The following is a 23,766-nucleotide window of genomic DNA, read 5'->3' as shown; positions in this document are numbered from 1 at the left end:
CTCAGGCGTGGAAGACGTCGTTCACCGGCGGCGTGGCCGGAAGCGGCGGAGCGCCACGGCTGCCACGGTGCACGAACATCTGCTTCCAGGCGGCATACACCGCGCCGACGTACAGCGGCATCACCACGGTGGTCAGCAGCAGCTGGGCGATGAACACAGCCACCATCTGCCCCCCCAGCAGCATCGCGATCTGGATCACGATCACGAACAGGATGTAGCCGCAGAAGGCGGCGATCACGCCGAGCACGGCGAACACCGCCATCGCCGCGATGTTCTCGATGCAGCCCTGCAGGCTCAGGCGCAGCGCGTGCATGCCGCTCTGCTTGTCGAACACCACCAGCGCTGGCTGGGTGAACATCGCCAGGGTCAGGGCGATGGCGGTCACGAACACCAGCAGCATCCACAGTGCGATGCGCGTGGCCGGCAGCTGGGCGACCAGTTCGGCGGCGGCTTCGGGGCTGACCTGCTGGTTGCTGCGGGCGATCTCTTCCATCCGTGCCATGACGTCGCTGAAGGCGGCGAAGCCTTCGCGACCGATCATCAGGTACAGCAGCACGCCCAGCAGCAGGACCACCAGTACCTGGATCGCCAGCGGCACCAGCAGGTGGCTGACGCGGTGGTCACGGATCGGCTGCAGCAGGTGGGTGACCAGGCCGGGCCGGCCATCGTCGATCTCGCCCATGGCGTACAGCATGCCGCCGAACATGATCGGCGAGACGGCCAGGGTCATCAGCTGCACGGCCAGGCCCAGCGCGCCGGGCACCAGGGTGGACAGCAGGGTGACCACCCAGCTGACCAGCATCCAGGTCAGGCCGATCCGCGCCAGCTGCAGCGGTGCACGCCGGTACAGGGAGAACGTATCCAGCAACCACTGGGCGCCCGCCGAGGCCGGCAGCTTGCGAATCTCTTTCATGGACATCCGGAGAGGACAGAAGGGGAGCGGGCAGTACCCGCGCCGCCGATTATCCCTGTTTTGCCGCCGGCTGGGCTGAAGACTGCCGTGCCTGGCGGACGAAACGGCGCAGCAGCTGCCGGGCCAGGGGGGCGGCGCTGACCGCGCGCTCGATGCTGCGGGCGCAGCCACCATGGCGGCCGATGCAGTCGGCCCGCGCACGCACGTAGCCGCGCATGTGGTGGGTGGCGAACTCGGGATGGAACTGCACGCCCCACGCCTGCCGGCCCCAGCGGAAGGCATGGCAGCCATCCTGCGGCGACCGTGCCAGCACGGCGGCCCCCTCGGGGGCACGCAGTACGGTCTGCAGATGGGTCGCGTGTGCCGCGAAATGCTGCGGCAGCCCCTGGAACAGGGGGTCCTGTGCTGCCTGCGGCTGCAGCTCCAGTTCAATGGTGCCCGACTCGCGTCCGGCCGGGTTGTAGGCCACTTCGCCGCCCAGCGCATGCGCCAGCAGCTGGTGCCCGTAGCAGATGCCGAACACCGGCACGTCATCGTGGGCGGCCTGCCGCAGCCACGCCGCGCTGCGCTCGCTCCAGTCGGCGTGGTCGGTGACGAAAGCGGCCGAGCCGGTCACCATCACCCCGGCGAACGCGCGCGGGTCGGGCAGGACGCCGCCGTGTTCGACATCGACCACCACCGTCTCGTGTTCTTCCAGGCCGGCGGCGACGCGGATCCAGTGCGGGAAACGCCCATAACGACGCAGCGAGGGCACTGGACGGCCGGTTTCAAGAATCAGGAAGGGCGCTGGGTTCATCCGGGGGCGGCAGGACAGACAGGACTTCCTCGATTGTAGTCAGCCCCTGCGCCACCTTTTCAAGCCCCGCCTGGCGCAGGGTCCGCAGGCCCTCGGCACGGGCGGCACGGCTGAAACCGGCCAGATCCATGTCGGCGCGGATCTGCGCGCGAAGCCGCGAACCCAATGGCAGCAACTCATACAGGCCGATGCGGCCGAGGAAACCGGTGCGCCGGCACTCCAGGCAACCGACCGGCCGACAGGGCGTGGCGGCATCTGGATATGCGGCATGGCTATCAGCCAGTACCGCCCAATCGGCGGCACCGAGCGTATGCGGCTGCTTGCAGTGCGGGCACAGGGTGCGCACCAGGCGCTGGGCGAGGATGCCGTTGACGGTGGAGGCCAGCAGGTAATGCGGCACGCCCAGGTCGAGCAGGCGGGTGATGGCCGAGGGGGCGTCGTTGGTGTGCAGGGTGGACAGCACCAGATGGCCCGTCAGCGACGCCTGTACCGCCATCTGCGCGGTTTCCAGGTCGCGGATCTCGCCGATCATGATGATGTCCGGATCCTGCCGCAGCAGGGTACGTACGCCGCTGGCGAAGTCCAGGTCGATGTTGGTCTGCACCTGCATCTGGTTGAACTCCGGCGCGATCATCTCGATCGGATCCTCCACCGTGCACACGTTCACGTCCGGGGTGGCCAGGCGCTTGAGCGTGGAGTACAGGGTGGTGGTCTTGCCGGAGCCGGTCGGGCCGGTCACCAGCACGATGCCGTGCGGACGCTCGACCAGGGCGTTCCAGCCGGCAGCCTCCTGCGGGCTGAAACCCAGCTGGTCGATGCTCTTGAACGCCGCATCCGGGTCGAAGATGCGCATCACGCACTTCTCGCCGAACGCTGTGGGCATGGTCGACAGGCGCATTTCCACCTCGCGCCCACCCGGTGACCGGGTCTTGATGCGGCCATCCTGCGGCCGGCGACGCTCGGCCAGGTCCATGCGGCCCAGCACCTTGATGCGGCTGACCACGGCGGTCATCACCGCCGGTGGCACCTCGAACACCTTGTGCAGCACGCCATCGATGCGGAAGCGCATGCGGCCCATCTCGCGGCGCGGTTCCAGGTGGATGTCCGACGCACGCTGCTCATAGGCGTACTGCAGCAGCCAGTCGACGATGTGCACGATGTGCTGGTCGTCGGCATTGACGTCGCCGGTGCGGCCGAGCTCGACCAGCTGCTCGAAGCTGGGCAGGGCGGTGTTCACCTCGCCGCGCACGTCGCCGCGCGCGCCACGCACCGAGCGCGTGACGCCGTAGAACTCCATGGTGTAGCGGTGCAGGTCCAGCGGATTGACCACGGCCAGCTCGATGCGGCGGCGGGTCAGGTGCTGCAGGTCGCGGCGCCATTCCTGTACCAGCGGTTCGCTGGTGGCCACCAGCACGCGTTCGGCGTCCACCGCCAGTGGCAGGAAGCGATGGCGGCGCGCATAGGCGTGCGAAACCAGGGCCGTGACCGCCGCCACATCGACGCGGGTCGGGTCGATGCGCAGGTAGCGGGTGCCGGTGCGCCGCGCCAGCCACTCGGTGAGGCGTTCCAGGGTCAGTTCGCCGCCGTCGCTGGCGGCAAGCTTGAGGTTGGACAGCAGCACCAGCGGATGGACTTCACTGGCGTTGCGGGCGCCCTGCGCGGAAAACCGCACACGCTCGCGGTCCTGCCCGGCCACCAGGCCATCGGCCAGCAGTGCGGCCGAGACCTGTTCAAACAGCAGGCGGCCCCACGGCAGCGGTACCGCGCCGGGCTCGCCGGGCGTGCCCGCCGGCAGCCGATGTTCCATCTGCCTGCTCCTCCCGGGTACGGAATGCCCCGCAGGTCGGCCGTTATACTAGCGCACCCCCTTGCCGGCCAAGAATCGTCCGCATGTCCGCGACCCCGACCGTTCCGATCACCTTCCAGGGCCTGATCCAGACCCTGAACCAGTTCTGGGCCCAGCAGGGCTGCGTGCTCATCCAGCCGCTCGACCTGGAGGTGGGCGCCGGTACGTTCCACCCGGCGACCTTCCTGCGTGCGATCGGTCCGGAAGGCTGGAACGCGGCCTACGTGCAGCCCTCGCGCCGTCCCACCGACGGCCGTTACGGCGAGAACCCGAACCGCCTGCAGCGCTATTACCAGTACCAGGTGGCGATGAAGCCGGCGCCGGACAACATCCAGCAGCTGTACCTGGATTCGCTGCAGGCGCTGGGCATCGACCCGCTGGTGCACGACCTGCGCTTCGTCGAGGACAACTGGGAGTCGCCGACCCTGGGTGCCTGGGGCCTGGGCTGGGAGGTCTGGCTCAACGGCATGGAAGTGACCCAGTTCACCTACTTCCAGCAGGCCGGCGGCCTGGAGTGCCGCCCGGTGCTGGGCGAGATCACCTACGGTCTCGAGCGCCTGTGCATGTACCTGCAGAACTGCGACAACGTCTACGACCTGGTGTGGACCTACGGGCCGGACGGACAGCCGGTGACCTACGGTGACGTCTATCACCAGAACGAGGTGGAGCAGAGCACCTACAACTTCGAGCATGCCGACGTGGAAGAAATGTTCCACCGCTTCGACGCCTGCGAGCGCGAGGCGCAGAAGCTGGTCGAAGTGGGCCTGCCGCTGCCGGCCTACGAGCAGGTGATGAAGGCCAGCCACACGTTCAACCTGCTGGATGCGCGCCGCGCCATCAGCGTGACCGAACGCCAACGCTACATCCTGCGCGTGCGTGCGCTGGCCCAGGCGGTGGCCCGGGCCTACTACGAGCAGCGCGAGAAGCTGGGCTTCCCGGGCGCGAAGAAAGCCTGACGGCCGCTCTCCCACCCTGCTTTTCATCACCCCCGGGGCGCCGGACGCGTTGCGCGCTGCGCCCCCCACCACAGGATCGAACCGATGAGCCAATTGTCCCCCCTGCTGATCGAACTGGGCACCGAGGAGTTGCCGGTCAAGGCGCTGCCGGGCCTAGCCCAGGCGTTTTTCGACGGTGTTGTCGAAGGCCTGCGCAAGCGCGGCATTGCGCTGGACACGGGCGATGCACGTCCGCTGTCCACCCCGCGCCGGTTGGCCGTGCTGCTGCCGGGCGTCGGCCTGGAACAGCCGGAGCAGCACAGCGAAGTGCTGGGCCCGTACCTGAACATCGCGCTGGATGCCGAAGGCCAGCCGACCAAGGCATTGCAGGGCTTCGCCGCCAAGGCCGGCATCGACTGGACCGCGCTGGAGAAGACCACCGACAACAAGGGTGAGCGTTTCGTGCATCGCGCGGTGACGCCGGGCGCGAGCACCGCCGATCTGCTGCCCGAGATCCTGCGCGAGGCCATCGCCGCCATGCCGATCCCCAAGCCGATGCGCTGGGGCGACCACCCGTGGGGCTTCGCGCGGCCGGTGCATTGGCTGGTGCTGCTGCACGGCAAGGACGTGGTCGCGGCCGAGGTGTTCGGCCTCAAGGCCGACCGCATGAGCCGTGGCCATCGCTTCCACCATGACAAGACCGTGTGGCTGACCCAGCCGCAGGACTACGTCGAATCGCTGCGCGCGGCCCATGTGCTGGTCGACCCGGCCGAGCGCCGCGCACGCATCGTCGCCGAGGTCGAAGCCGCCGCCGGCAAGGCTGGCGGCAGTGCGCGCATCACCGAGGACAACCTTGAGCAGGTGGTGAACCTGGTCGAGTGGCCCTCGGCAGTGCTGTGCAGCTTCGAGCGCGCCTTCCTGGCCGTGCCGCAGGAAGCGTTGATCGAAACGATGGAGATCAACCAGAAGTTCTTCCCGGTGCTGGATGACGCGGGCACGCTGACCGAGAAGTTCATCGGCATCGCCAACATCGAGTCGAAGGATGTGGCCGAAGTGGCCAAGGGCTACGAACGCGTGATCCGCCCGCGCTTCGCCGATGCCAAGTTCTTCTTCGATGAAGACCTGAAGCAGGGGCTGGCCGCGATGGGCGAGGGCCTGAAGACCGTGACCTACCAGGCCAAGCTGGGCAGCGTGGCGGACAAGGTCGCGCGCGTGGCGGCGCTGGCCGAAGCGGTTGCCGTGCAGGTGGGTGCCGATCCGGTGCAGGCCCGCCGCAGCGCGGAGTTGGCCAAGAACGACCTGCAGTCGCGCATGGTCAACGAGTTCCCGGAACTGCAGGGCATCGCCGGCCGCCATTACGCGGTGGCGGGCGGAGAATCGCCGGACGTGGCGCTGGCCCTCGACGAGGCGTACCAGCCGCGCTTCGGTGGCGATGACATCGCGCTGTCGCCGCTGGGCAAGGTGCTGGCCATCGCCGAGCGTGTGGACACACTGGCCGGCGGGTTCGCGGCGGGCCTGAAGCCGACCGGCAACAAGGATCCCTTTGCCCTGCGCCGCAACGCACTGGGCCTGGCCCGTACGATCATCGAGAGTGGCTTCGAGCTGGACCTGCGCGCGCTGCTGGCCGGCGCCAACCAGGGCCTGGCTGCGCGTGGCGTGCAGGCCGATGTGGGTGAGCTGTACGACTTCATCCTGGATCGCCTGAAGGGCTATTACGCCGACAAGGGCGTGCCGGCCACCCACTTCAACGCGGTCGCCGAACTGAAGCCGGCGTCGCTGTACGACTTCGATCGCCGCCTCGACGCGATCGGCACGTTTGCAGCGCTGCCCGAGGCCGAGGCCCTGGCCGCCGCGAACAAGCGCATCCGCAACATCCTCCGTAAGGCTGAAGGCGACATTCCGGGCCAGATCGACCCGTCGCTGCTGCAGGAGGAGGCCGAGCGCGCGCTGGCCGAAGCCGTCACCGCCGCCATCGACGACACGGGCGCCAGCCTGCATCAGAAGGACTACGTGGCCGTGCTGGCCCGCCTGGCCCGCCTGCGCCCGCAGGTCGATGCATTCTTCGATGGTGTGATGGTCAATGCCGAAGACCCCGCACTGCGCGGCAATCGCCTGGCGCTGCTGACCCTGCTGGGCGAGCGACTGGGCAAGGTCGCCGCGATCGAGCATCTGTCGAGCTGAGTGGTCGCGCCGGGCCACGCCCGGCGAACGCGCGGTGTGGTGCTGGAAGAAGCCGCCGGGCATGGCCCGGCGTTACCGACATCATGCGGATGATGTCGGTAACGCGTATTTTGACCGCCACTTAACAACCGATGCCTGAAGGCGTGATGCATTTCGCATCGTCACGTTGGGTCGGTATGCTGTGCCGCATGCAGCCAAAGAAATACGCCCTGCCGCTGATGGTCCTGTCGCTGGTCGCCACCCCCGTGGCCCACGCGCGCGGCACCATCGACAAGGTGGACATCAAGGGATTGGACAAGGGCGACGACGCCGCGATCATCGAGAACATCCAGGAATCGCTCACGCTGTACGACACGATCGGCAAGGAGCAGGGTGAATCGCGGCTGGAGTACCTGCTGTCACAGGCCGAGCGGCAGACCCGGCAGGCGTTGGAGCCGTTCGGGTACTACAACCCGGTGATCACGGTGGAGGCGCCGCGCCAGGACGAGCATGTGCAGGTGCTGATCCACGTCGACAAGGGCACGCCGGTGACGGTGCGGCGCGAGCACATCGACATCACCGGCCCGGCCATGTACGACCAGTACCTGCAGGATGACCTGACCGCCTTCAAGCCGCGCAAGGGCCAGCGTTTCGAACATACCCAGTACGAAGCCAGCAAGATCACCATCACCCGCCGCCTGGCCGAGCGTGGCTACTTCGATGCCGATTACACCCAGCGCCAGGTACAGATCACCCGCGCCGACAACGCCGCGGACATCGACCTGACCTGGGACAGCGGCCGCCGCTACAACATGGGCCCGGTCCGGTTCGAGCAGGATTACTTCGTCGACAAGCTGTTCGATCCGCTGGTGTACTGGGAACAGGGCAGCTACTACCACGAAGGCAAGCTGGACCGGCTGCGCGAGTCGCTGACCAAGCTCGACTACTTCAGCGTGATCGACATCCAGCCGCGGCCGGACCAGGCCGACGACAATGGTGAGGTGCCGGTCGACGTCAAGCTGACCCGTGCCAAGCGCACGATCTACACCGCGGGCCTGAGCTACGGCAGCGAGAGTGGTCCCGGTGTACGCGGCGGTGTCGAGCGGCGGTTCCTCAACAACCGCGGCCACAAGATGAACACCCAGCTGGACTATGCGCAGAAGCGCAAGAGCCTGGTGACCAGCTACCGGATTCCCGCGTTCGCCTGGCTTGATGGCTGGTATACCTTCGCCGCCAGCGCCTACGACGAGCAGACCGACTACATCGACCTGCGCAACTTCAAGCTGATCGCCAGCCGCAGCGGCGAGATCAACGAATACTGGACCGCGATCGCGTCGGTCAACGCGCTGCGCGAGCGCTGGCGCTATGCATCGGGTACCGAGTTCACCGACGCGGTCTACAACACCTCCACGCTGGTCTATCCGCAGCTGGTGGCCGACTACGTCAATGTTGATGACGAGATGTTCCCGCGCAAAGGCATCAGCGGCACGGCCACCGTGCGCGCGGGCGTTGAAGGCGCCGGCTCCGATACCAGCTTCGTGCAGGCCAATGCCGTGCTTCGCTGGTACGTTCCGGTGGGCGAAAGCAACCGCCTGATCCTGCGTGGCGAGGGGGGCACCACCTGGACCAGCGATCTGGTGGCGATGCCACCCAGCCTGCGCTACTTCGCTGGCGGTGACCGCAGCATCCGTGGCTATGCCTACCGCGAGGTGGGCCCGCGCACGCCCGCGCCGGACAAGTACGCGCTGGGTGCCAAGAACCTGGTGATCGGCTCGGCCGAGTACGAGCACTACTTCAACGGTGGCCCCTGGGGTGCGGCGGTATTCGTCGATACCGGCAGTGCCTTCGACAACACCATCGACCTGCATACCGGTGTGGGCTTCGGCGTGCGCTGGAAGTCGCCGGTGGGCCCGGTGCGCATCGACGTGGCCCACGGCCTGAACAACCCGGATTCGCAGTTCCAGCTGTATCTGAATATCGGAGCGGACCTGTGAGCACGCCCGCACAGAGCCCGGGAACACCGCCGCCGCGCGTGCGCTTCTATCGCCGCCGCCGCTTCTGGGCATGGTCCGGCGTGGGCGTGCTGGGCCTGGTCCTGCTCGGCCTGCTGCTGCTGTACTGGCTGCTGCAGACCGTGGCCGGCCGTGACGTGCTGCTGGCGCAGGTGGTCGCGCGCCTGCCGGTGGGTGCCAGCTTCACCTGGGACAAGGTGGACGGACCGGTGGCCGGCCCGCTGACGCTCTACAACGTCGACTTCCGCTATGACGACATCCACTTCCATGCCGAGCGCGCGTACCTGGAGCCGGACCTGCGCCCGCTGCTGGGCCGCAAACTGCTGCTCGACAGGCTGGAACTGACCAATGCCTCGCTGAACCTGGCCAAGAGCGAGGAGCCGTTCAAGCTGCCGTCGTGGCCGGACTCGCTGCCGCAGATCGAGATGCCGCTGGCCATCCAGGCCGACGCCATCGCCATCGACGGTTTCCGGGTGACCCAGGCCGGTGAACCGGTGATCGACATCAGCCGCGTGCGCGGCGGCGTGGAAATCGCCAACGGCGAATTCCAGGCGCGCGCGCTGGTCGTGGACAGCGATATGGGCAACTTCACCGCCCAGGGCCGCTACATCCCGGCCAAGGACTACGACACCGACGTGACCGTCACCGCGGTGCTGCCGGCGCCGCGTGGGCGCACGGCCGCCACGCTCGGCCTGGTTGCACGGGGCAATCTGGCGCACATGGAAGTGGCCGTGGCCGGGCGCGCGCCCAAACCGCTGCATGCGATGCTGGTGTTTGACGGGCGGACCGATCCGAGCTGGAGCGCGACCGTGCGCAGCGACGAACTGGACCCGGCTCTGCTGTCGCCAGCGCTCGCGGGTTCGGCCATCGCGCCACTCGCGCTGGATTTCAGCGCCACCGGCAAGGGCGGCAACGCCCAGCTGCGCGGCACGGTGAAGCAGGGCGAGCAGGCGCTGGAGCTGGCGCCCTCGGTCATCTCGCTGCAGGACCAGGTGCTGAAGGTCTCGCCGCTGGTGGTGAAGGGACTGGGGGGCGAGGCACGCCTGGAAGGTACCGCTGATTTCAGCCAGGAAGACCAGCAGAAACTCGATTTCTCGGTCATCGCCCATGATCTGACCTGGGTGCCGGCGGAGGATCCGAACACCGCCGGTGGTCCGCCCGTACCGGTGACACTGAAGGAAGCCCGCTTCGGCCTGGCAGGGACGCTGAAGGCATGGGCTGCGATCGGTCGTGCCGACGTGGAGCGTGAGCAGCAGAAGGCGCAGCTGCGTTTCGACGTGCGCGGCAACGACCAGGCGGCCTCGATCCGCGAGCTGCAGGCGCAGACGCCCGGCGGGCAGTTGCAGGTGGAGGGCCAGGTGGCATGGGCACCGCAGCTGGACTGGGATGCCAAGGCCACATTGAAGGACTTCGACCCGGGCTATTTCGTGCCTGGATGGAATGGCCGGCTGTCGGGCAATTTGGCGTCCAAGGGCCGCCAGCTGCCGCCGCCGGCAAATGCCCCGCCGGGTACTGCCGGCACGCTGGAAGCCACGGTCGATCTGCCGTCGCTGAAGGGCGTGCTGCGTCAGCGCAACCTCGATGCGCAGGGCAAGTTCGCGCTGCAGGGCGAACAGGGCCAGGGCGAGCTGAAGCTGGCCGTCGGCAGCAGCCGGGTCACCGCCTCGGGCAAGGTGGGCGACCGCCTGGACATCGACGCACGTTTCGAACCGCTGCAGCTGAGCGACCTGCTGCCTGGCGCCGATGGCGGCCTGCGCGGGCAGATACAGGTGACCGGCCCGCGTGACGCACCGGACATCACCGCGGACCTGGTCGGCAACAACCTCAACTGGGATGGCTATGGCGCCGAGAGCCTGAGCATCAAGGGGCGACTGCCGTGGCGTGGCGACAGCGGCACGCTGGCCGTGCAGGGACAGCAGGTCAACGCCGGCATGCTGCTGAAACGGTTGAACATCGATGCGCAGGGCAGCGTGTCGAACCTGCGCCTGGCGGCACAGACCCGCAACGAACTGGGCGCGATCGACCTGCAGGGCAGCGTGCGCCAGCAGGGCCAGCAATGGCGGGGCGAACTGGCTTCGCTGCGTATCGCACCGGTGAAGGGCGATGCCTGGGCGCTGCGCGCGCCGGCCGCCTTCGCCATCAACAATGGCAGCTACACGCTGGCCGAGGCCTGCCTGGCTGCCGCCAGCAGCGGGGCGCTCTGTGCGCAGGCGAACTGGCCGCGCGAGGGCCTGGTGGTGCGCGGCGATGCGTTGCCGCTGGCACTGGTGCAGCCGTGGCTGCCGCCGCAGTCCGGACGTCGCATCTACCTGCGCGGCGAGCTCGGTCTGGATGCGCAGATCCGGCCGCGCGGCAATGCGTGGGAAGGACACGTCGAAGTGCGTTCGCTGGAGGGCGGGGTGCGCCTGGGCGAGAACCGCAACGTCGGTGGCGACAGCACCCGGGGCGAACTGGTGCGTTATGACCAGTTCTCGCTGAAGCTGGACATGACCCCGGCCAGCATCAAGGGCTATCTGGGCATGGGCTTCCAGGGCAACGGCTTCGTCGATGCCAGGATGCAGACCGGCTGGGAAGCCAGCGCGCCGTTGAACGGTGAGCTCTACCTCAACATGTCGCGGCTGTACTGGCTGGAGCTGTTCTCGCCGGACATCGTGCGCCCGACCGGCCTGATCGAGGGCCACGTCAGCCTGCGCGGTACCCGTGGCCAGCCATCGCTGGGCGGCGACGCGCAGCTGAGCAATTTCAAGGGCGAATTCCCCGCGCTGGGGCTGACGTTCGACCAGGGCAAGGGCAGCTTCGTCGCCCAGCCCGACGGCTCGGCCAAGATCACCGCGCAGGCCAACTCGGGCCAGGGCACGCTGTATGTCGATGGCGGCCTGTCCTGGTTCGGTGATGCGCAGCCGCTGCAGCTGAAGATCCACGGCGAGAACGTGCTGCTGTCCAATACCAGCGAACTGCGCATCGTCGCCAACCCCAATCTGGACTTCACCCTGGCCAAGGCCGCGATGGAGCTGCGTGGCACCGTGCATGTGCCGGAGGCGGACATCGATCTTGAGCGGCTGGATCGCGGGACGTCGGTTTCCGAGGACGTGGTGGTGCTGGACCCGGCCGATCCGGAGGAATCGCGCACCTCGCCGCTGGACATGGACCTGACCGTCAGCCTGGGCGACAAGGTGAAGATGACCGGCTTCGGCCTGAAGGGCGCGCTGACCGGCAAGATGCAGGTCTGGGCCAAGCCCGGTCGCGAGATGACCGCCAATGGCGGGCTGGAGGTCAGTGGCCGCTACAAGGCCTATGGCCAGGACCTGACCATCACCCGCGGCAACCTCAACTGGAACTACAACGCCGTATCCGACCCGCGCATCAACATCCGTGCCGAGCGCCGGATCGGTGATGTCACCGCTGGCATCGACGTGACCGGCCGTGCACAGCAGCCGCGTGCGGACGTGTGGTCCGACCCGGCGATGTCGCAGTCCGAAGCGCTGGCCTATCTGGTGCTGGGCCGCAGCCTCACCGGTGCCAGCAGCGACCAGGCCCAGCAGGTCAATGCAGCCTCGGCCGCACTGTCGGCCGGCAGCGGCCTGCTCGCGTCGCAGCTGGGGGCCAAGCTGGGCCTGGACGATGCGGGCGTGAGCCAGTCGCGCGCGCTGGGCGGATCGGTGATCGGCGTGGGCAAGTACATCTCGCCCAAGCTGTATGTGGGCTATGGCGTATCGCTGGTCGGCGCCGGTTCGGTGATCACCCTGAAGTATCTGCTGCGCCGCGGTTTCGACGTGGAAGTGGAGTCGAGCACGGTGGAAAACCGCGGCTCGATCAACTGGCGGCGGGAGAAGTAACCCGCCGCCATCGACCGGTAGCGCCGGGCCGCGCCCGGCCCCCAACCATCGGCCGTTGCCCCTGCCGGCCCCAGCGGCTATGGTCCCGGGCTGTTCTGTCGTACCGGATCGCCTCATGTCGCCACGCAAAACCCTTCCTGCCGCCCTGGCCCTGGGCCTCACCCTCGCTGCGGGCGCCCATGCCGATGAAGGCATGTGGATGCCGACCCAGCTGCCGGAGCTGGCCAAGCCGCTGCGCGCAGCGGGCTTCATGGGCGATCCGGCCGACCTGGCCAACGTCACCGCACCACCGCTGAGCGCCGTGGTGCGGGCCGGAGGCGGCACCGGTTCGTTCGTTTCCGCCGACGGACTGCTGTTGACCAACCACCATGTGGCGATGGGCGTGATCCAGTACAACAGTTCGCCCGAGCACAACCTGATCGACAACGGCTTCATCGCCCAGGGGCGCGCCGACGAGCGGCCGGCCAATCCGGACTTCCGTGTGCTGGTCACCGTCGGCTTCGACAAGGTGACCGATCAGGTGCTGGCCAATGCCCGTGGCAAAACCGGCCGTGCGTACTTCGATGCGGTCGATGCGGCCAGCAAGCGGATCGTGGCGGAGTGCGAGAAGAACGGCAGCGTGCGCTGCTCGGTGGCCAACATGTACTACGGCACCGATTTCTATCGCATTGCCCAGCTGGAACTGAGCGATGTGCGCCTGGTCTACGCGCCGCCGCGTGCGATCGGCAACTATGGCGACGAGATCGACAATTTCATGTGGCCGCGCCATACCGGCGATTTCACTCTGCTGCGTGCCTATGTCGGCAAGGATGGCAAGCCGGCCGCGTACAGCAAGGACAACGTGCCGTATCAGCCACCGGCGCACCTGAAGATGTCCGTTGAAGGTCCGAAGGAGGGCGATTACGCGATGCTGGCCGGTTACCCGGGCATCACCTACCGCCACCGCACCGCGGCCGAGTTCGCCAGCCAGGTCGATGCGGTGTTGCCGCGCCGGGTGTCGGTGTTCCAGCAGATGATCGACACCATCGAGGCAGCCAGCGCCAAGGATGCACAGGCGCGTACCCGCTACGCCTCGCAGCTGCAGTCACTGAAGAACAACCGCAAGCGCGCCGCGGGCGAACTGGAAGGCCTGCTGCGCAGCGATGCCAAGGCGCAGCGCGCTGCCGACGAGTCGGCCATGCTGGCGGCCACCGACCGCCGGTACCGGAGTGACATCCAGGCGTTGCTGGCCAATCTCTCGCAGGGCGCGGCGGTGGGTGAGCGCGACCTGCTCTTGGAGCAGATGGCCAACCAGAGCCAGCTGCTGCGCTCGGCGCTGCTGCTGGAACGCCTGCGCATCGAGTCGGCCAAGCCGGATGCACAGCGCGAAAGCGGCTACCAGCAGCGCGACCAGGCGATGATCGAGGGCGTACTCAAGCAGGTGCAGCGTCGGTATGCAGCGGAGGTCGAAAAGGCGCTGCTGACCACCCTGCTTACGCGATACCAGCAGTTGCCGGACGCGCAGCGCGTGGCCGAGTTCGATGCCGCCTTCGGCCGCACCCCGGCGCAGCTGGCGCAGGCGCTGGACACGCTTTACGCCAGCACCCGGCTGGGCGACGAGGCGCAGCGTCTCTCGCGCTTCGCCGCTGCGCGCGAAGGCAAGGCCCTGGCACCCGATCCGCTGATCGCAGTGGCCGCGCCGCTGGTGGCGGCGCAGCTGCGCATCGAGAACGAGAGCAAGACCCGCGAAGGCGAGCAGCTGCGCCTGCGCCCGGCCTACATGCAGGCGCTGTTCGCCTGGCGTGCCAAGCAGGGCCGCGCGGTGTACCCGGATGCCAACCGTACCCTGCGCATCAGCTACGGCAAGGTCGAGGCATTGCACCCGCGTGACGGCGTGACCTACTCGCCGGTGACCACGGTGGCCGGTATCGTCGAGAAGAACACCAACGCCTATCCCTTCGATGCGCCGGCTCCGCTGCTGGCCGCCATCGCCAAGGGTGATTTCGGCAGCACGGCCGATCCGGCCCTGAAGACACAGACCGTCAACTTCCTGACCAACCTCGATACCACCGGCGGCAACTCGGGATCGCCCGTGCTCAATGCCAAGGGTGAACTGATTGGCCTGAACTTCGACAGCAACTGGGAATCGGTCAGTGCCAGCTGGTGGTTCGATCCGCGCTATAAGCGCGCCGTGCACGTGGACATGCGCTATCTGCGCTGGCTGCTGGCCAAGGTCTACCCGGCGCCGGAACTGTTGAAGGAAATGGGCGTTCCGGCCCAGTAAGACGCCGGCCACGACCCCGGTCGTGGCCCGCACCGCGTAGGCCCCCCACGCCGGTGGGGGGGTGTTGCCCCCAACGAGCCCGTACGTCTGGCCGCCTCTGGCCTACACTGCGGGTTCCTCTGACGGAAACGCGCGCGTGGTCTCCAGCTGGATCCTGCTGCTGGTCTCGGTTGCCTATGCCGCACTGCTGTTCGGCGTGGCATGGTGGGGCGACCGTCGGCCGATGTACCCGGACCGGCCCTGGCTGCGGCCGGTGGTCTACAGCCTGGCGCTGGCCGTGTACTGCTCGTCCTGGACCTTCTATGGCGCGGTGGGCACCGCCGTGCGCAACGGTATCGGCTACCTGCCGATCTACATCGGGCCGCTGCTGCTGCTGCTGTTCGGCTGGCGCATCATCGAGCGCCTGGCCCTGATCGCCCGCAGCCAGAACGTGGTGTCCATCGCCGATTTCATCTCCTCGCGCTTCGGCCGCTCGCGGCGCCTGGCCGCGCTGGTGGCGATCATCGCCCTGATCGGCATCGTTCCCTACCTGGCCCTGCAGTACAAAGCGGTGGCGATGAGCCTGCAGGTGCTGACCGGCAACACCGGCCCGACCGGCTTCTTCAGCGATCCCGCACTGTATGTCGCCCTGCTGATGGCCCTGTTCGCCACGCTGTTCGGCACGCGCCAGGTGGATGCCACCGAGCATCACCACGGCATGATGCTGGCGATCGCGCTGGAATCGGTGATCAAGCTGCTGGCGATGCTCGCCGTTGGCGTATTCGCCTATGTGTGGCTGACCGACCGCACCGATGCGGTGGTCGAGTCGGTGCATACGCTGTTCACCGGTTTGCCGCCGGTGGGATTCATTTCGCAGACCCTGCTCAGTTTCCTCGCCATCGTCTGCCTGCCGCGCCAGTTCCATGTCGCGGTGGTGGAATGTGGCGATGTACGCGACGTGCGCCGTGCACGCTGGATGTTCGGTGGTTACCTGGTGCTGATCTCGGCGATGGTGCTGCCCATCGCCACCGCGGGCGTCACGTTGTTCGGCACCGGCGGCAGCGTCGCCGACGATGCGATGGTGCTGGCGCTGCCGCTGGCCGAAGGCCGCAACGCACTGGCGCTGGTCGCCTATGTGGGTGGCTTCTCTGCGGCCACCGGCATGGTCATCGTCTCATCCATCGCGCTGGCCACCATGGTCAGCAATGATCTGGTGATGCCGGTGCTGCTGCGCCGCAGTGGCGATCACCAGGAAGCAGCCGACGTGGCCTCGCGCGTGCTGTGGATCCGCCGCCTGGCGATCCTGCTGCTCGCGTTGATGGCGTACAGCTACTACCGCAGCAGCAGCAACGACAGCACCCTGGCGTCCTACGGCCTGATGGCGTTCGCCGCGGTAGCGCAGTTCGCACCGGGCCTGATCGGCGGCCTGTACTGGCGTGGCGCCAGCCGCCGCGGCGTGGAAACCGGCATGCTGCTCGGCTTCGCCACCTGGCTCTATACCCTGTTGCTGCCGGCGATGACCATGGCGGGATGGGTCGACGCCGGCTGGGTCCAGCAGGGTCCGTTCGGCATCGAATGGCTGCGCCCGCAGCAGCTGTTCGGCATGACCGGCTGGGATCCGCTGACCCACGGTACCTTCTGGTCGTTGCTGGTCAATGCAGCAACGATGATGCTGGTGTCCGCACGCTGGCGGCCGGGGGTGGACGAGCGACTGCGTGCTGCGCCCTTCCTCGATCCGTACGCCGAGCGCCCCTCGGTCGCCGGCGGTTGGCCGGGCCACGTGCATGTGGGCGACCTGCTGGCGCTGGCCTCGCGCGTGGTGGGCGAGCGCCATGCGCGGCGTTCGTTCTTCGAGCAGGCGCAGTCGCTGGGCCGCGAACTGCAGTCTTCCGCGCCGGCCGACCGGCCCTGGGTGCAGTTCACCGAGCGCCTGCTGGCCGCGTCGATCGGTGCCGCCTCCGCGCGCCTGCTCCTGACCAGCCTGCTGCGCGGTTCCGGCATGGACCTGGGTGAGGTGGTGGCGGTGTTGGACGAAGCCGGGCAGGAACTGCGCTTCAACCGCGAGATCCTGTCCACCACGCTGGAGAACATCAGTGCAGGTGTCAGCGTGGTCGATCCGGACATGCGCCTGACGGCGTGGAACCGCCGCTACCAGGACATGTTCGGCTACCCCGACGGCATGCTGTACGTGGGCCGCCCGGTGGCCGACCTGATCCGCTACAACGCCGAACGGGGCGAGCTGGGCGAGGGCGACATCGAGGTGCAGATCAACCGCCGCATCGGCTACATGCGCGCCGGTTCACCGCATGTGTTCGAGCGCACGCGCAGCGATGGCAAGGTGATCGAGATGCGTGGCCAGGCCTTGCCTGGCGGCGGCTATGTGACCAGCTACAACGACATCACCGATTACAAGCACGCCGAGAAGGCGCTGCTGGAAGCCAATGAAACGCTGGAACAGCGCGTCGCCGAGCGCTCCCACGAAGCTGAAGCCGCCCAGCAGTCGAAGACCCGCTTCCTGGCCGCGATCAGCCATGACGTGCTGCAGCCGCTCAATGCCGCGCGCCTGTTCGCTTCGGCGCTGCGTGACAGCGTTCGTGTGAGCGACGAGCAGAAGCATCTGGCCGAGCGCGTGGATGCCTCGCTGCGCGCGGCCGAGGAGCTGCTGGATGGCCTGCTGGACGTATCGCGGCTGGATGCAGGTGGGTTGCATCCGGTCATCGGCGAGTTCGACGTCAGCGCGCTGATGCGCGAGCTGGCCGCACAGTACACGCCGGTTGCCGCCGGCCGTGGCCTGCGCCTGGATCTGTTCGCGCGCCCGGCATGGGTGCGCAGCGACCGGCGCCTGCTGCGGCGTGTGCTGCAGAACTTCCTGGCCAACGCGCTGCGCTATACACGGCAGGGCCGCATCGTGCTGGCCGTGCGCCACCGGGGCGAGGAAGTGGAACTGCAGGTGTGGGATACCGGCCCCGGCATCCCGGAGCATCACATGCGGCAGATCTTCGATGAGTTCCATCGCTACCAGCAGCCCTTCGACTGGGGCGAGCAGGGCCTGGGCCTGGGCCTGTCGATCTGCCAGCGCATCTCGCGCCTGCTGGACCATCGGCTCAACGCACGCAGCCGCGTCGGCAGCGGGTCGATGTTCTCGATCATCCTGCCTCGCGTGGCGCCTCTGCCGGGCTACACCGAGCCTGCCACGGCGGTCCAGGTGGCCGCCACGCCGGTGCGCAGCGATTCGCTGGCCGGCCTGCGCGTGCTGTGCGTGGACAATGACGAGGAAATCCTCGACGGCATGCGTGCGCTGCTGGGTCGCTGGCAGGTGCAGGTGATCACCGCCGCCACCGTCGATCAGGCGCTGGAAAAGATTGCCGAGCGCCCGCAGGTGATGCTGGTGGATTACCACCTGCATGACCGCATGGATGGCCTGGACGCGCTGGTGGCACTGCGCGAGGCGGCGGGATATCCGCTGCCCGGTGCCCTGCTCACTGCCGATGGTCGCGATGAGCTGAAGCGGATGGCGCGCGAGCGGGGTTATCGGGTGCTGACCAAGCCGATCAAGCCGGCCTCGCTGCGCGCCTTCCTCGGCGCGCTGCGCGACGCCGGCAGCAACGAAGCCTGATGGGCAACGGTAGAGCCGAGCCCATGCTCGGCTCCGCGCGCAGCCCGGCGCTGATATAGCCATCGCTATACAAACCAGCCCTGCCTGCGCGTTTCACCAGAAATGTGCCACACGCGAATCGCGATGCTAAGCTTCGCGTCCCCTTGGGGAGTAGCCGGATTCCTACGCAGGAATCGTCCACGTCAACATACTCGGCCAGTGCGCCGTGGCGTGGACAACCATGATGGTTGGCGAGACCAGCGGCCCGCGCGCGCAACGTCAGGTTGGGCGCGAGCGCAGGCCGTGCGTCCGTCCTAGCCCGACCTCAGCAGCCACACATGTCCCCCATTTCGATCCTCCTGATCGGCTTTGCCATGTCCACCGATGCCTTCGCCGCGGCGATCGGCAAGGGTGCGGCGATGCGCAAGCCGGTGTTCCGCGATGCACTGCGTGCCGGCATCATCTTCGGCGTCATCGAGGCGATCACGCCCATCATCGGCTGGTTGCTCGGCCGTGCCGCCCTGCAGTACGTCGAAGCCTTCGATCATTGGATCGCCTTCGGCCTGCTCGGCGCGCTGGGCATCCACATGATCTACAACGGTCTGCGTCCGGATGAGGGTGAAGAAGATGAAGACCCTTCGCAGCACCACGGCTTCTGGAAGCTGGCGCTGACGGGTTTCGCCACCAGCATCGATGCGATGGCGGTGGGCATCGGCTTGGCGTTCATGGACGTCCATATCGGCGTGATGGCGGCGGTCATCGGCCTGTGCACGCTCACGATGGTCACCGTCGGCATCATGCTCGGCCGCGTGCTGGGCAGCATGGTTGGCAAGCGTGCCGAGATCATCGGCGGCGTGATCCTGGTGATCATCGGCGCGACGATCCTGTACGAACACCTGCGCGGCGTGGGCTGAGCAGGGGCTACCTGTAGAGCCGAGCCCGTGCTCGGCTGGCGTATGAAGCAGCCGAGCATGGGCTCGGCTCTACGAGGGCCTCACGAGACCCCGCACTCGGCACCGCAGTACGCCGCGATCAGTCTTCTTCCGGCGGCAGCACGATCGCGTCGTCGTCGATGGCCAGCTTGCCGGCCATCAGCACCGCCTGGGTGCGGTTGGTCACGCCCAGCTTGCGCAGGATCGCGGTCACGTGTGCCTTGATCGTTGCCTCGGAGACGTTGAGGTCGTAGGCGATCTGCTTGTTCAGGCGGCCGGCGCCCAGCATCTGCAGCACGCGGAACTGCTGCGGCGTCAGCTCGCGCAGGCGCTGGCCGACCTCGCGTTCCTCGCGCTCGGTGGGGGGCACGTTGTGTGCCTCCGGCGGGGCCCACGTCTCGCCGTCGAGGATGGTGCCCAGCGCATGACCGATGGTGTCCGAGTCGGCGGACTTGGGAATGAAGCCCAGCGCACCGTGATCGAGCGCACGGCGCATCACCGTGGCCTCCTCCCGCGCGGAGACGACCACCACCGGCAGGTGAGGATGCAGCGAGCGCATGTGCACCAGTGCGTTGAAACCCTGTGCACCCGGCATGTTGAGGTCCATCAGGACCAGGTCGGCATCGTTGTGCTGGTCGGCCAGCGCATACAGCGCTTCCACGCTGTCAGCCTCGAACAGCTGCACGCCGGGGATGACCCGCTGTACGGCCCCACGCAGGGCTTCGCGGAACAGCGGGTGGTCATCTGCAATCAGGAGGGTGGTCATGGTCGGGGGGAACCGTGGGGAAACTGTTCGGGGGCCAGGCCCCTGGGGTCAGAGCCCTTTCCCTGCGGAAAGGGGTCCGACCCCGGGTCGTACGTCAGCGTACCTTGCGTTCGTCCACCAGTGACGCCACCACCGACGGATCGGCCAGGGTCGAGGTGTCGCCGAGCTGGTCCGGCGCGTTTTCAGCAATCTTGCGCAGGATGCGGCGCATGATCTTGCCCGAGCGGGTCTTGGGCAGGCCCGGTGCCCACTGCAGGTGGTCCGGGGTGGCGATCGGCCCGATTTCCTTGCGCACCCATGCGATCAGCTCCTTGTGCAGCTCTTCGCTCGGCGCTTCCTCGGCCACCAGGGTGACGTAGGCATAGATGCCCTGGCCCTTCACGTCGTGCGGGAAGCCGACGACGGCGGCTTCTGCCACCTTCGGGTGCGAGACCAGCGCGCTTTCGACCTCGGCGGTGCCGATGCGGTGGCCGGACACGTTGATCACATCGTCCACGCGGCCGGTGATCCAGTAGTAGCCGTCTTCGTCGCGGCGGCAACCGTCGCCGGTGAAGTAGCTGCCCGGATACGTGCGGAAATAGGTGTCGATGAAGCGCTGGTGGTCGCCGTACACCGTGCGCATCTGGCCCGGCCAGGAATCACGGATGATCAGATTGCCTTCGGTCGGGCCGTCCTGGATCTCGCCATCGGCATTCACCAGCGCCGGCTGTACGCCGAAGAAGGGCAGGGTGGCCGACCCCGGCTTGAGGTCCATCGCACCGGCCAGCGGCGAAATCAGGATGCCGCCGGTCTCGGTCTGCCACCAGGTATCGACGATCGGGCAGCGGCTGTCGCCGACCACCTCGTAGTACCAGCGCCAGGCCTCGGGATTGATCGGCTCGCCGACGCTGCCGAGCAGGCGCAGCGAGGCGCGCGAGGTCTTCTTCACCGGCTCCTCGCCTTCGCGCATCAGTGCACGGATGGCGGTCGGGGCGGTGTAGAAGATCGACACCTTGTGCTTGTCGATGACGTTCCAGAAACGCGAGGTGTCCGGGTAGTTCGGCACGCCCTCGAACATCAGCGAGGTCGCGCCGTTGGCCAGCGGGCCGTACACGATGTAGCTGTGGCCGGTGACCCAGCCGACGTCGGCGGTGCACCAGTAGATGTCGTCCTCGCGCAGGTCGAACACCGCTTCGTGGGTGTATGCCGCGTACAGCAGATAACCGCCGGTGGTGTGAAGCACGCCCTTCGGCTTGCCGGTGGAACCGGACGTGTAGAGGATGAACAGCGGATCCTCGGCGTTCATGCGCTCCGGCTCGCAGGTGGAGGGCTGGCTGTCCACGACGTCATGGAACCAGCGGTCGCGCGGGGCCTGCATGTCCACCGCGCCGCCGGTGTGGCGCACCACCAGCACGGTCTCCACGGTGTTGGTGCCCGGCAGTTTCAGGGCTGCATCGACGTTGGCCTTCAGCGGAACCTTGCGGCCACCGCGCAGGCCCTCGTCGGCGGTGATGATGAGCTTGCTCTGGCAGTCGCTGACACGATCGGCGATCGAGTTCGGCGCGAAGCCACCGAACACCACCGAGTGGATCGCACCGATGCGCGCGCAGGCCAGCATGGCCACGGCAGCATCGACGATCATCGGCAGGTAGATGGTGACCCGGTCACCCTTGCCGACGCCCAGGTTGCGCAGCGCATTGCCGAGCCGGCAGGTGCGCTCGTACAGCTCGCGATAGGTCACGTGCTGGGCCGGTGCGTCCGGGCTGTCCGGCTCGAACAGCAGGGCGGTCTTGTCGCCACGGCTGTCCAGCTGGCGGTCAAGGCAGTTGACGCTGGCGTTGAGCTCGCCGTCCTCGAACCACTTGATGTGGAAGTCGGCCAGGTCGTAGCTGACGTTCTTGATCTTCGTCGGCGTGCGCATCCATTGCAGGCGCTCGGCGGCCTTGCCCCAGAAACCCTCCGGGTCGGTCACAGAAGCCTGGTACTGCTGTTGGTAGGACGTCTTGTCGATGCGTGCCTTGGCGGCGAACTGCGGATCGACGGGGTAGATATCAGCCATGGCACCCTCACTTGCACGTTGACTTTGTATGTGCGGTCGCAGCATCGCAACGACCGATCCCCCTCAGTTTGCCCCATCCACCCCCGGCCGCGTCACCACTGTGCTTAGACCATGGTCGAAAGTGAGCGCCCTGCGGGCCCGGCTTCGACCAATGGCGAATAGCCGGTGCGCGCATGTGCCCCGCAGTCTCGGCTCGACCGTGCCCCACGCGCGGCATCACCTTGCCACTTGGGAGAGAGGGCAACATGAGCCACCGTACGTTGAAAGCCGTGCGCACACCTTTGGCGGCCTGCCTGCTGGTCGCCCTGGTCGCACCGGGCATGGCGTTCGCAGAGACCGCCAAAGAGAAAGCACTCGAATCACGCATCGCCGAACTGGAGCGCCAGGTCCAGCTGCTGCTGTCTTCGCAGCAACAGCAGCAGACCCAGATCGCCCAGACCCAGCAGGCGGTGACCGAAGTCCGCACCGTGCAGTCCGAGCAGAAGCCGGCGGTGCCGGCCGGCAAGCAGCCGATCCAGGTCACCACCATCACTCCGGGTGCCGCACCGGGTACCACGGTCAAGATCGGTGGCTTCATCAAGGCTGACTTCCTGGCGACCCAGACCAGCGACGGCCAGCTGGCCGACGATGCCACCGGCCGTTCGCTGTACCTGCCGGGCCAGACCCCGGTGGAAGGCGCCGGCGGAAACGGCAGGCGTTCGGGCACCGACTACAACGCCCACGCAAAGTTCTCGCGCTTCAACCTGGGCATCGACAACGTGAGCGAGTCCGGCAACAAAGCCGGCGCGTTCTTCGAGATGGACTTCTTCGGCAACTCGCTCGGCAACCAGACCGCCACCAACACCTACGGCGTCACCCTGCGCCATGCCTACATGTACTGGAACAACTGGCTCGCCGGCCAGACCTGGTCCAACTTCATGGACGCGGCCGCATTGCCGGAAGCGGTCGACTTCGTCGGCCCGACCGACGGTGTGATCTTCGTACGCCAGGCACAGGTGCGTTACACCAGCGGCGGCTTCAGCGTTGCCCTGGAAAACCCGGAAACCACCACGCTTACCGGTACCCGCAATCCGGTCACCGGCGCCTGGACCAACGCCAGCGCCAACTCCGATCGCGGCAGCCTGCCTGATCTGACGATGCGTTACGGCTGGAAGGGCGACTGGGGCACCTTCGGCGTCGGCGGCATCGTCCGCCAGCTGAAGGTCGACAACCAGACCACCGGCGCCAAGGCCGACAAGGTTGCCGGCGGCCTGACCCTGGGCGGCAAGTGGGTGATGGGCGACAGCGATTCGCTGCATTACCAGTTCACCGGAGGCGAGGGCATCGCGCGTTACATCGGCCTGGGCATCACCGCCGACTCGGCCTATGACATCGCCCGCGACGAGCTCAATCCGACCGGCGTTCTGGCCGGCTACGTGGGCTGGCGCCATGCGTTCTCGCCGAAGCTGCGCACCAACCTGATCTATGCGCGCAGCGACTACGACAACGACAGCGTGCTGGGCCCGCTGGTCACCAAGAGCGTGCAGAGCATCCGCGGCAACATCTTCTACTCACCGCTGCCCAAGGTCGATGTCGGCGCCGAGCTGATGTATGGCCGCCGCGAGATCGAGAACGGCAACAAGGGTGACATCACCCGGCTGCAGTTCACCACGAAGTACAGCTTCTGACGGCGCGCCGACCCAGGTCGGCCGCTAC

General features: G+C 67.4%; 13 protein-coding genes and 1 riboswitch. Of the genes, 8 read left to right on the top strand and 5 right to left on the bottom strand.

The genetic code is table 11. The features are described 5' to 3' along the window. Position 1 precedes the first annotated feature (1 nt). From AC06FB_RS13250 to AC06FB_RS13240, 3 genes are read right to left on the bottom strand one after another with little or no spacing between them, the layout of a single operon-like run. Positions 2-913 carry a BPSS1780 family membrane protein gene (locus AC06FB_RS13250; protein WP_065174240.1) on the bottom strand — a complete coding sequence of 304 codons (912 nt, stop codon included), beginning with the start codon at positions 911-913 and terminating at the stop codon, positions 2-4. A gap of 49 nt (positions 914-962) precedes the next feature. Then, entirely contained in the window at positions 963-1,709 is a 747-nt protein-coding gene (locus AC06FB_RS13245) for a glutamine amidotransferase (protein WP_053517686.1), read from the bottom strand. Continuing rightward, positions 1,681-3,516, bottom strand: a complete 1,836-nt coding sequence (locus tag AC06FB_RS13240) for a GspE/PulE family protein (RefSeq protein ID WP_053517687.1) — start codon at positions 3,514-3,516, stop codon at positions 1,681-1,683. The genes AC06FB_RS13245 and AC06FB_RS13240 overlap by 29 nt, the downstream gene beginning before the upstream one ends. 83 nt (positions 3,517-3,599) lie before the next feature. On the opposite strand from AC06FB_RS13240, the gene glyQ reads away from it, so the two are divergent. From glyQ to AC06FB_RS13205, 7 genes are all read left to right on the top strand, one after another. Beyond that, positions 3,600-4,511 (top strand): glycine--tRNA ligase subunit alpha, encoded by a 912-nt coding sequence (gene glyQ, locus AC06FB_RS13235; RefSeq protein WP_053517689.1) that lies wholly within the window; start codon positions 3,600-3,602, stop codon positions 4,509-4,511. Between the two features lie 84 nt (positions 4,512-4,595). Beyond that, a complete protein-coding gene (gene glyS / locus AC06FB_RS13230; RefSeq protein ID WP_478053768.1) occupies positions 4,596-6,671 on the top strand; it encodes a glycine--tRNA ligase subunit beta in 2,076 nt (691 codons plus the stop codon). 176 nt (positions 6,672-6,847) lie between these two features. Continuing rightward, the gene (locus AC06FB_RS13225; RefSeq protein ID WP_053517726.1) at positions 6,848-8,644 is read left to right on the top strand and encodes an autotransporter assembly complex protein TamA; all 1,797 of its coding nucleotides are present in this window, start codon (positions 6,848-6,850) and stop codon (positions 8,642-8,644) included. Beyond that, complete coding sequence (locus tag AC06FB_RS13220) at positions 8,641-12,498, top strand: translocation/assembly module TamB domain-containing protein (RefSeq protein ID WP_478053767.1); 3,858 nt, start codon at positions 8,641-8,643, stop codon at positions 12,496-12,498. Before AC06FB_RS13225 ends, AC06FB_RS13220 begins: the two co-directional genes overlap by 4 nt. A 115-nt stretch (positions 12,499-12,613) precedes the next feature. Further along, a complete protein-coding gene (locus tag AC06FB_RS13215) occupies positions 12,614-14,761 on the top strand; it encodes a S46 family peptidase (RefSeq protein WP_476339995.1) in 2,148 nt (715 codons plus the stop codon). A gap of 136 nt (positions 14,762-14,897) precedes the next feature. Next, positions 14,898-18,356, top strand: coding sequence for a hybrid sensor histidine kinase/response regulator (locus AC06FB_RS13210; RefSeq protein ID WP_478053766.1), 3,459 nt, complete (start codon positions 14,898-14,900; stop codon positions 18,354-18,356). Between the two features lie 139 nt (positions 18,357-18,495). Then, a riboswitch (yybP-ykoY riboswitch) is annotated at positions 18,496-18,585 on the top strand. Positions 18,586-18,673: 88 nt separating this feature from the next. Next, positions 18,674-19,249 carry a manganese efflux pump MntP gene (locus AC06FB_RS13205; protein WP_478053765.1) on the top strand — a complete coding sequence of 192 codons (576 nt, stop codon included), beginning with the start codon at positions 18,674-18,676 and terminating at the stop codon, positions 19,247-19,249. Between the two features lie 118 nt (positions 19,250-19,367). Here the strand turns inward: AC06FB_RS13205 and AC06FB_RS13200 are convergent, their stop codons facing one another. Next, complete coding sequence (locus AC06FB_RS13200; protein WP_005411662.1) at positions 19,368-20,033, bottom strand: response regulator transcription factor; 666 nt, start codon at positions 20,031-20,033, stop codon at positions 19,368-19,370. A 94-nt stretch (positions 20,034-20,127) separates the two neighbouring features. Beyond that, complete coding sequence (gene acs / locus AC06FB_RS13195) at positions 20,128-22,071, bottom strand: acetate--CoA ligase (RefSeq protein WP_065181408.1); 1,944 nt, start codon at positions 22,069-22,071, stop codon at positions 20,128-20,130. Between the two features lie 245 nt (positions 22,072-22,316). Here acs and AC06FB_RS13190 point away from each other — a divergent pair, with 245 nt between their 5' ends. Continuing rightward, on the top strand, positions 22,317-23,738 hold the full coding sequence (locus tag AC06FB_RS13190) for a DcaP family trimeric outer membrane transporter (protein ID WP_197571679.1): 1,422 nt from the start codon (positions 22,317-22,319) through the stop codon (positions 23,736-23,738). Positions 23,739-23,766: the final 28 nt, after the last annotated feature.

The organism is Stenotrophomonas sp. Steno-C15 (assembly GCF_056393265.1).
The sequence above is the reverse complement of the archived record's forward strand: the minus strand, read 5'-3'. Positions and strand labels throughout refer to the sequence as shown.

What these genes read in the sequence shown, in the direction of transcription:
- AC06FB_RS13250 (WP_065174240.1), bottom strand. Translation starts at nt 913, where the DNA reads ATGAAAGAGATTCGCAAGCTGCCGGCCTCGGCGGGCGCCCAGTGGTTG.
- AC06FB_RS13245 (WP_053517686.1), bottom strand. Translation starts at nt 1,709, where the DNA reads ATGAACCCAGCGCCCTTCCTGATTCTTGAAACCGGCCGTCCAGTGCCC.
- AC06FB_RS13240 (WP_053517687.1), bottom strand. Translation starts at nt 3,516, where the DNA reads ATGGAACATCGGCTGCCGGCGGGCACGCCCGGCGAGCCCGGCGCGGTA.
- glyQ (WP_053517689.1), top strand. Translation starts at nt 3,600, where the DNA reads ATGTCCGCGACCCCGACCGTTCCGATCACCTTCCAGGGCCTGATCCAG.
- glyS (WP_478053768.1), top strand. Translation starts at nt 4,596, where the DNA reads ATGAGCCAATTGTCCCCCCTGCTGATCGAACTGGGCACCGAGGAGTTG.
- AC06FB_RS13225 (WP_053517726.1), top strand. Translation starts at nt 6,848, where the DNA reads ATGCTGTGCCGCATGCAGCCAAAGAAATACGCCCTGCCGCTGATGGTC.
- AC06FB_RS13215 (WP_476339995.1), top strand. Translation starts at nt 12,614, where the DNA reads ATGTCGCCACGCAAAACCCTTCCTGCCGCCCTGGCCCTGGGCCTCACC.
- AC06FB_RS13205 (WP_478053765.1), top strand. Translation starts at nt 18,674, where the DNA reads ATGTCCCCCATTTCGATCCTCCTGATCGGCTTTGCCATGTCCACCGAT.
- AC06FB_RS13200 (WP_005411662.1), bottom strand. Translation starts at nt 20,033, where the DNA reads ATGACCACCCTCCTGATTGCAGATGACCACCCGCTGTTCCGCGAAGCC.
- acs (WP_065181408.1), bottom strand. Translation starts at nt 22,071, where the DNA reads ATGGCTGATATCTACCCCGTCGATCCGCAGTTCGCCGCCAAGGCACGC.
- AC06FB_RS13190 (WP_197571679.1), top strand. Translation starts at nt 22,317, where the DNA reads ATGAGCCACCGTACGTTGAAAGCCGTGCGCACACCTTTGGCGGCCTGC.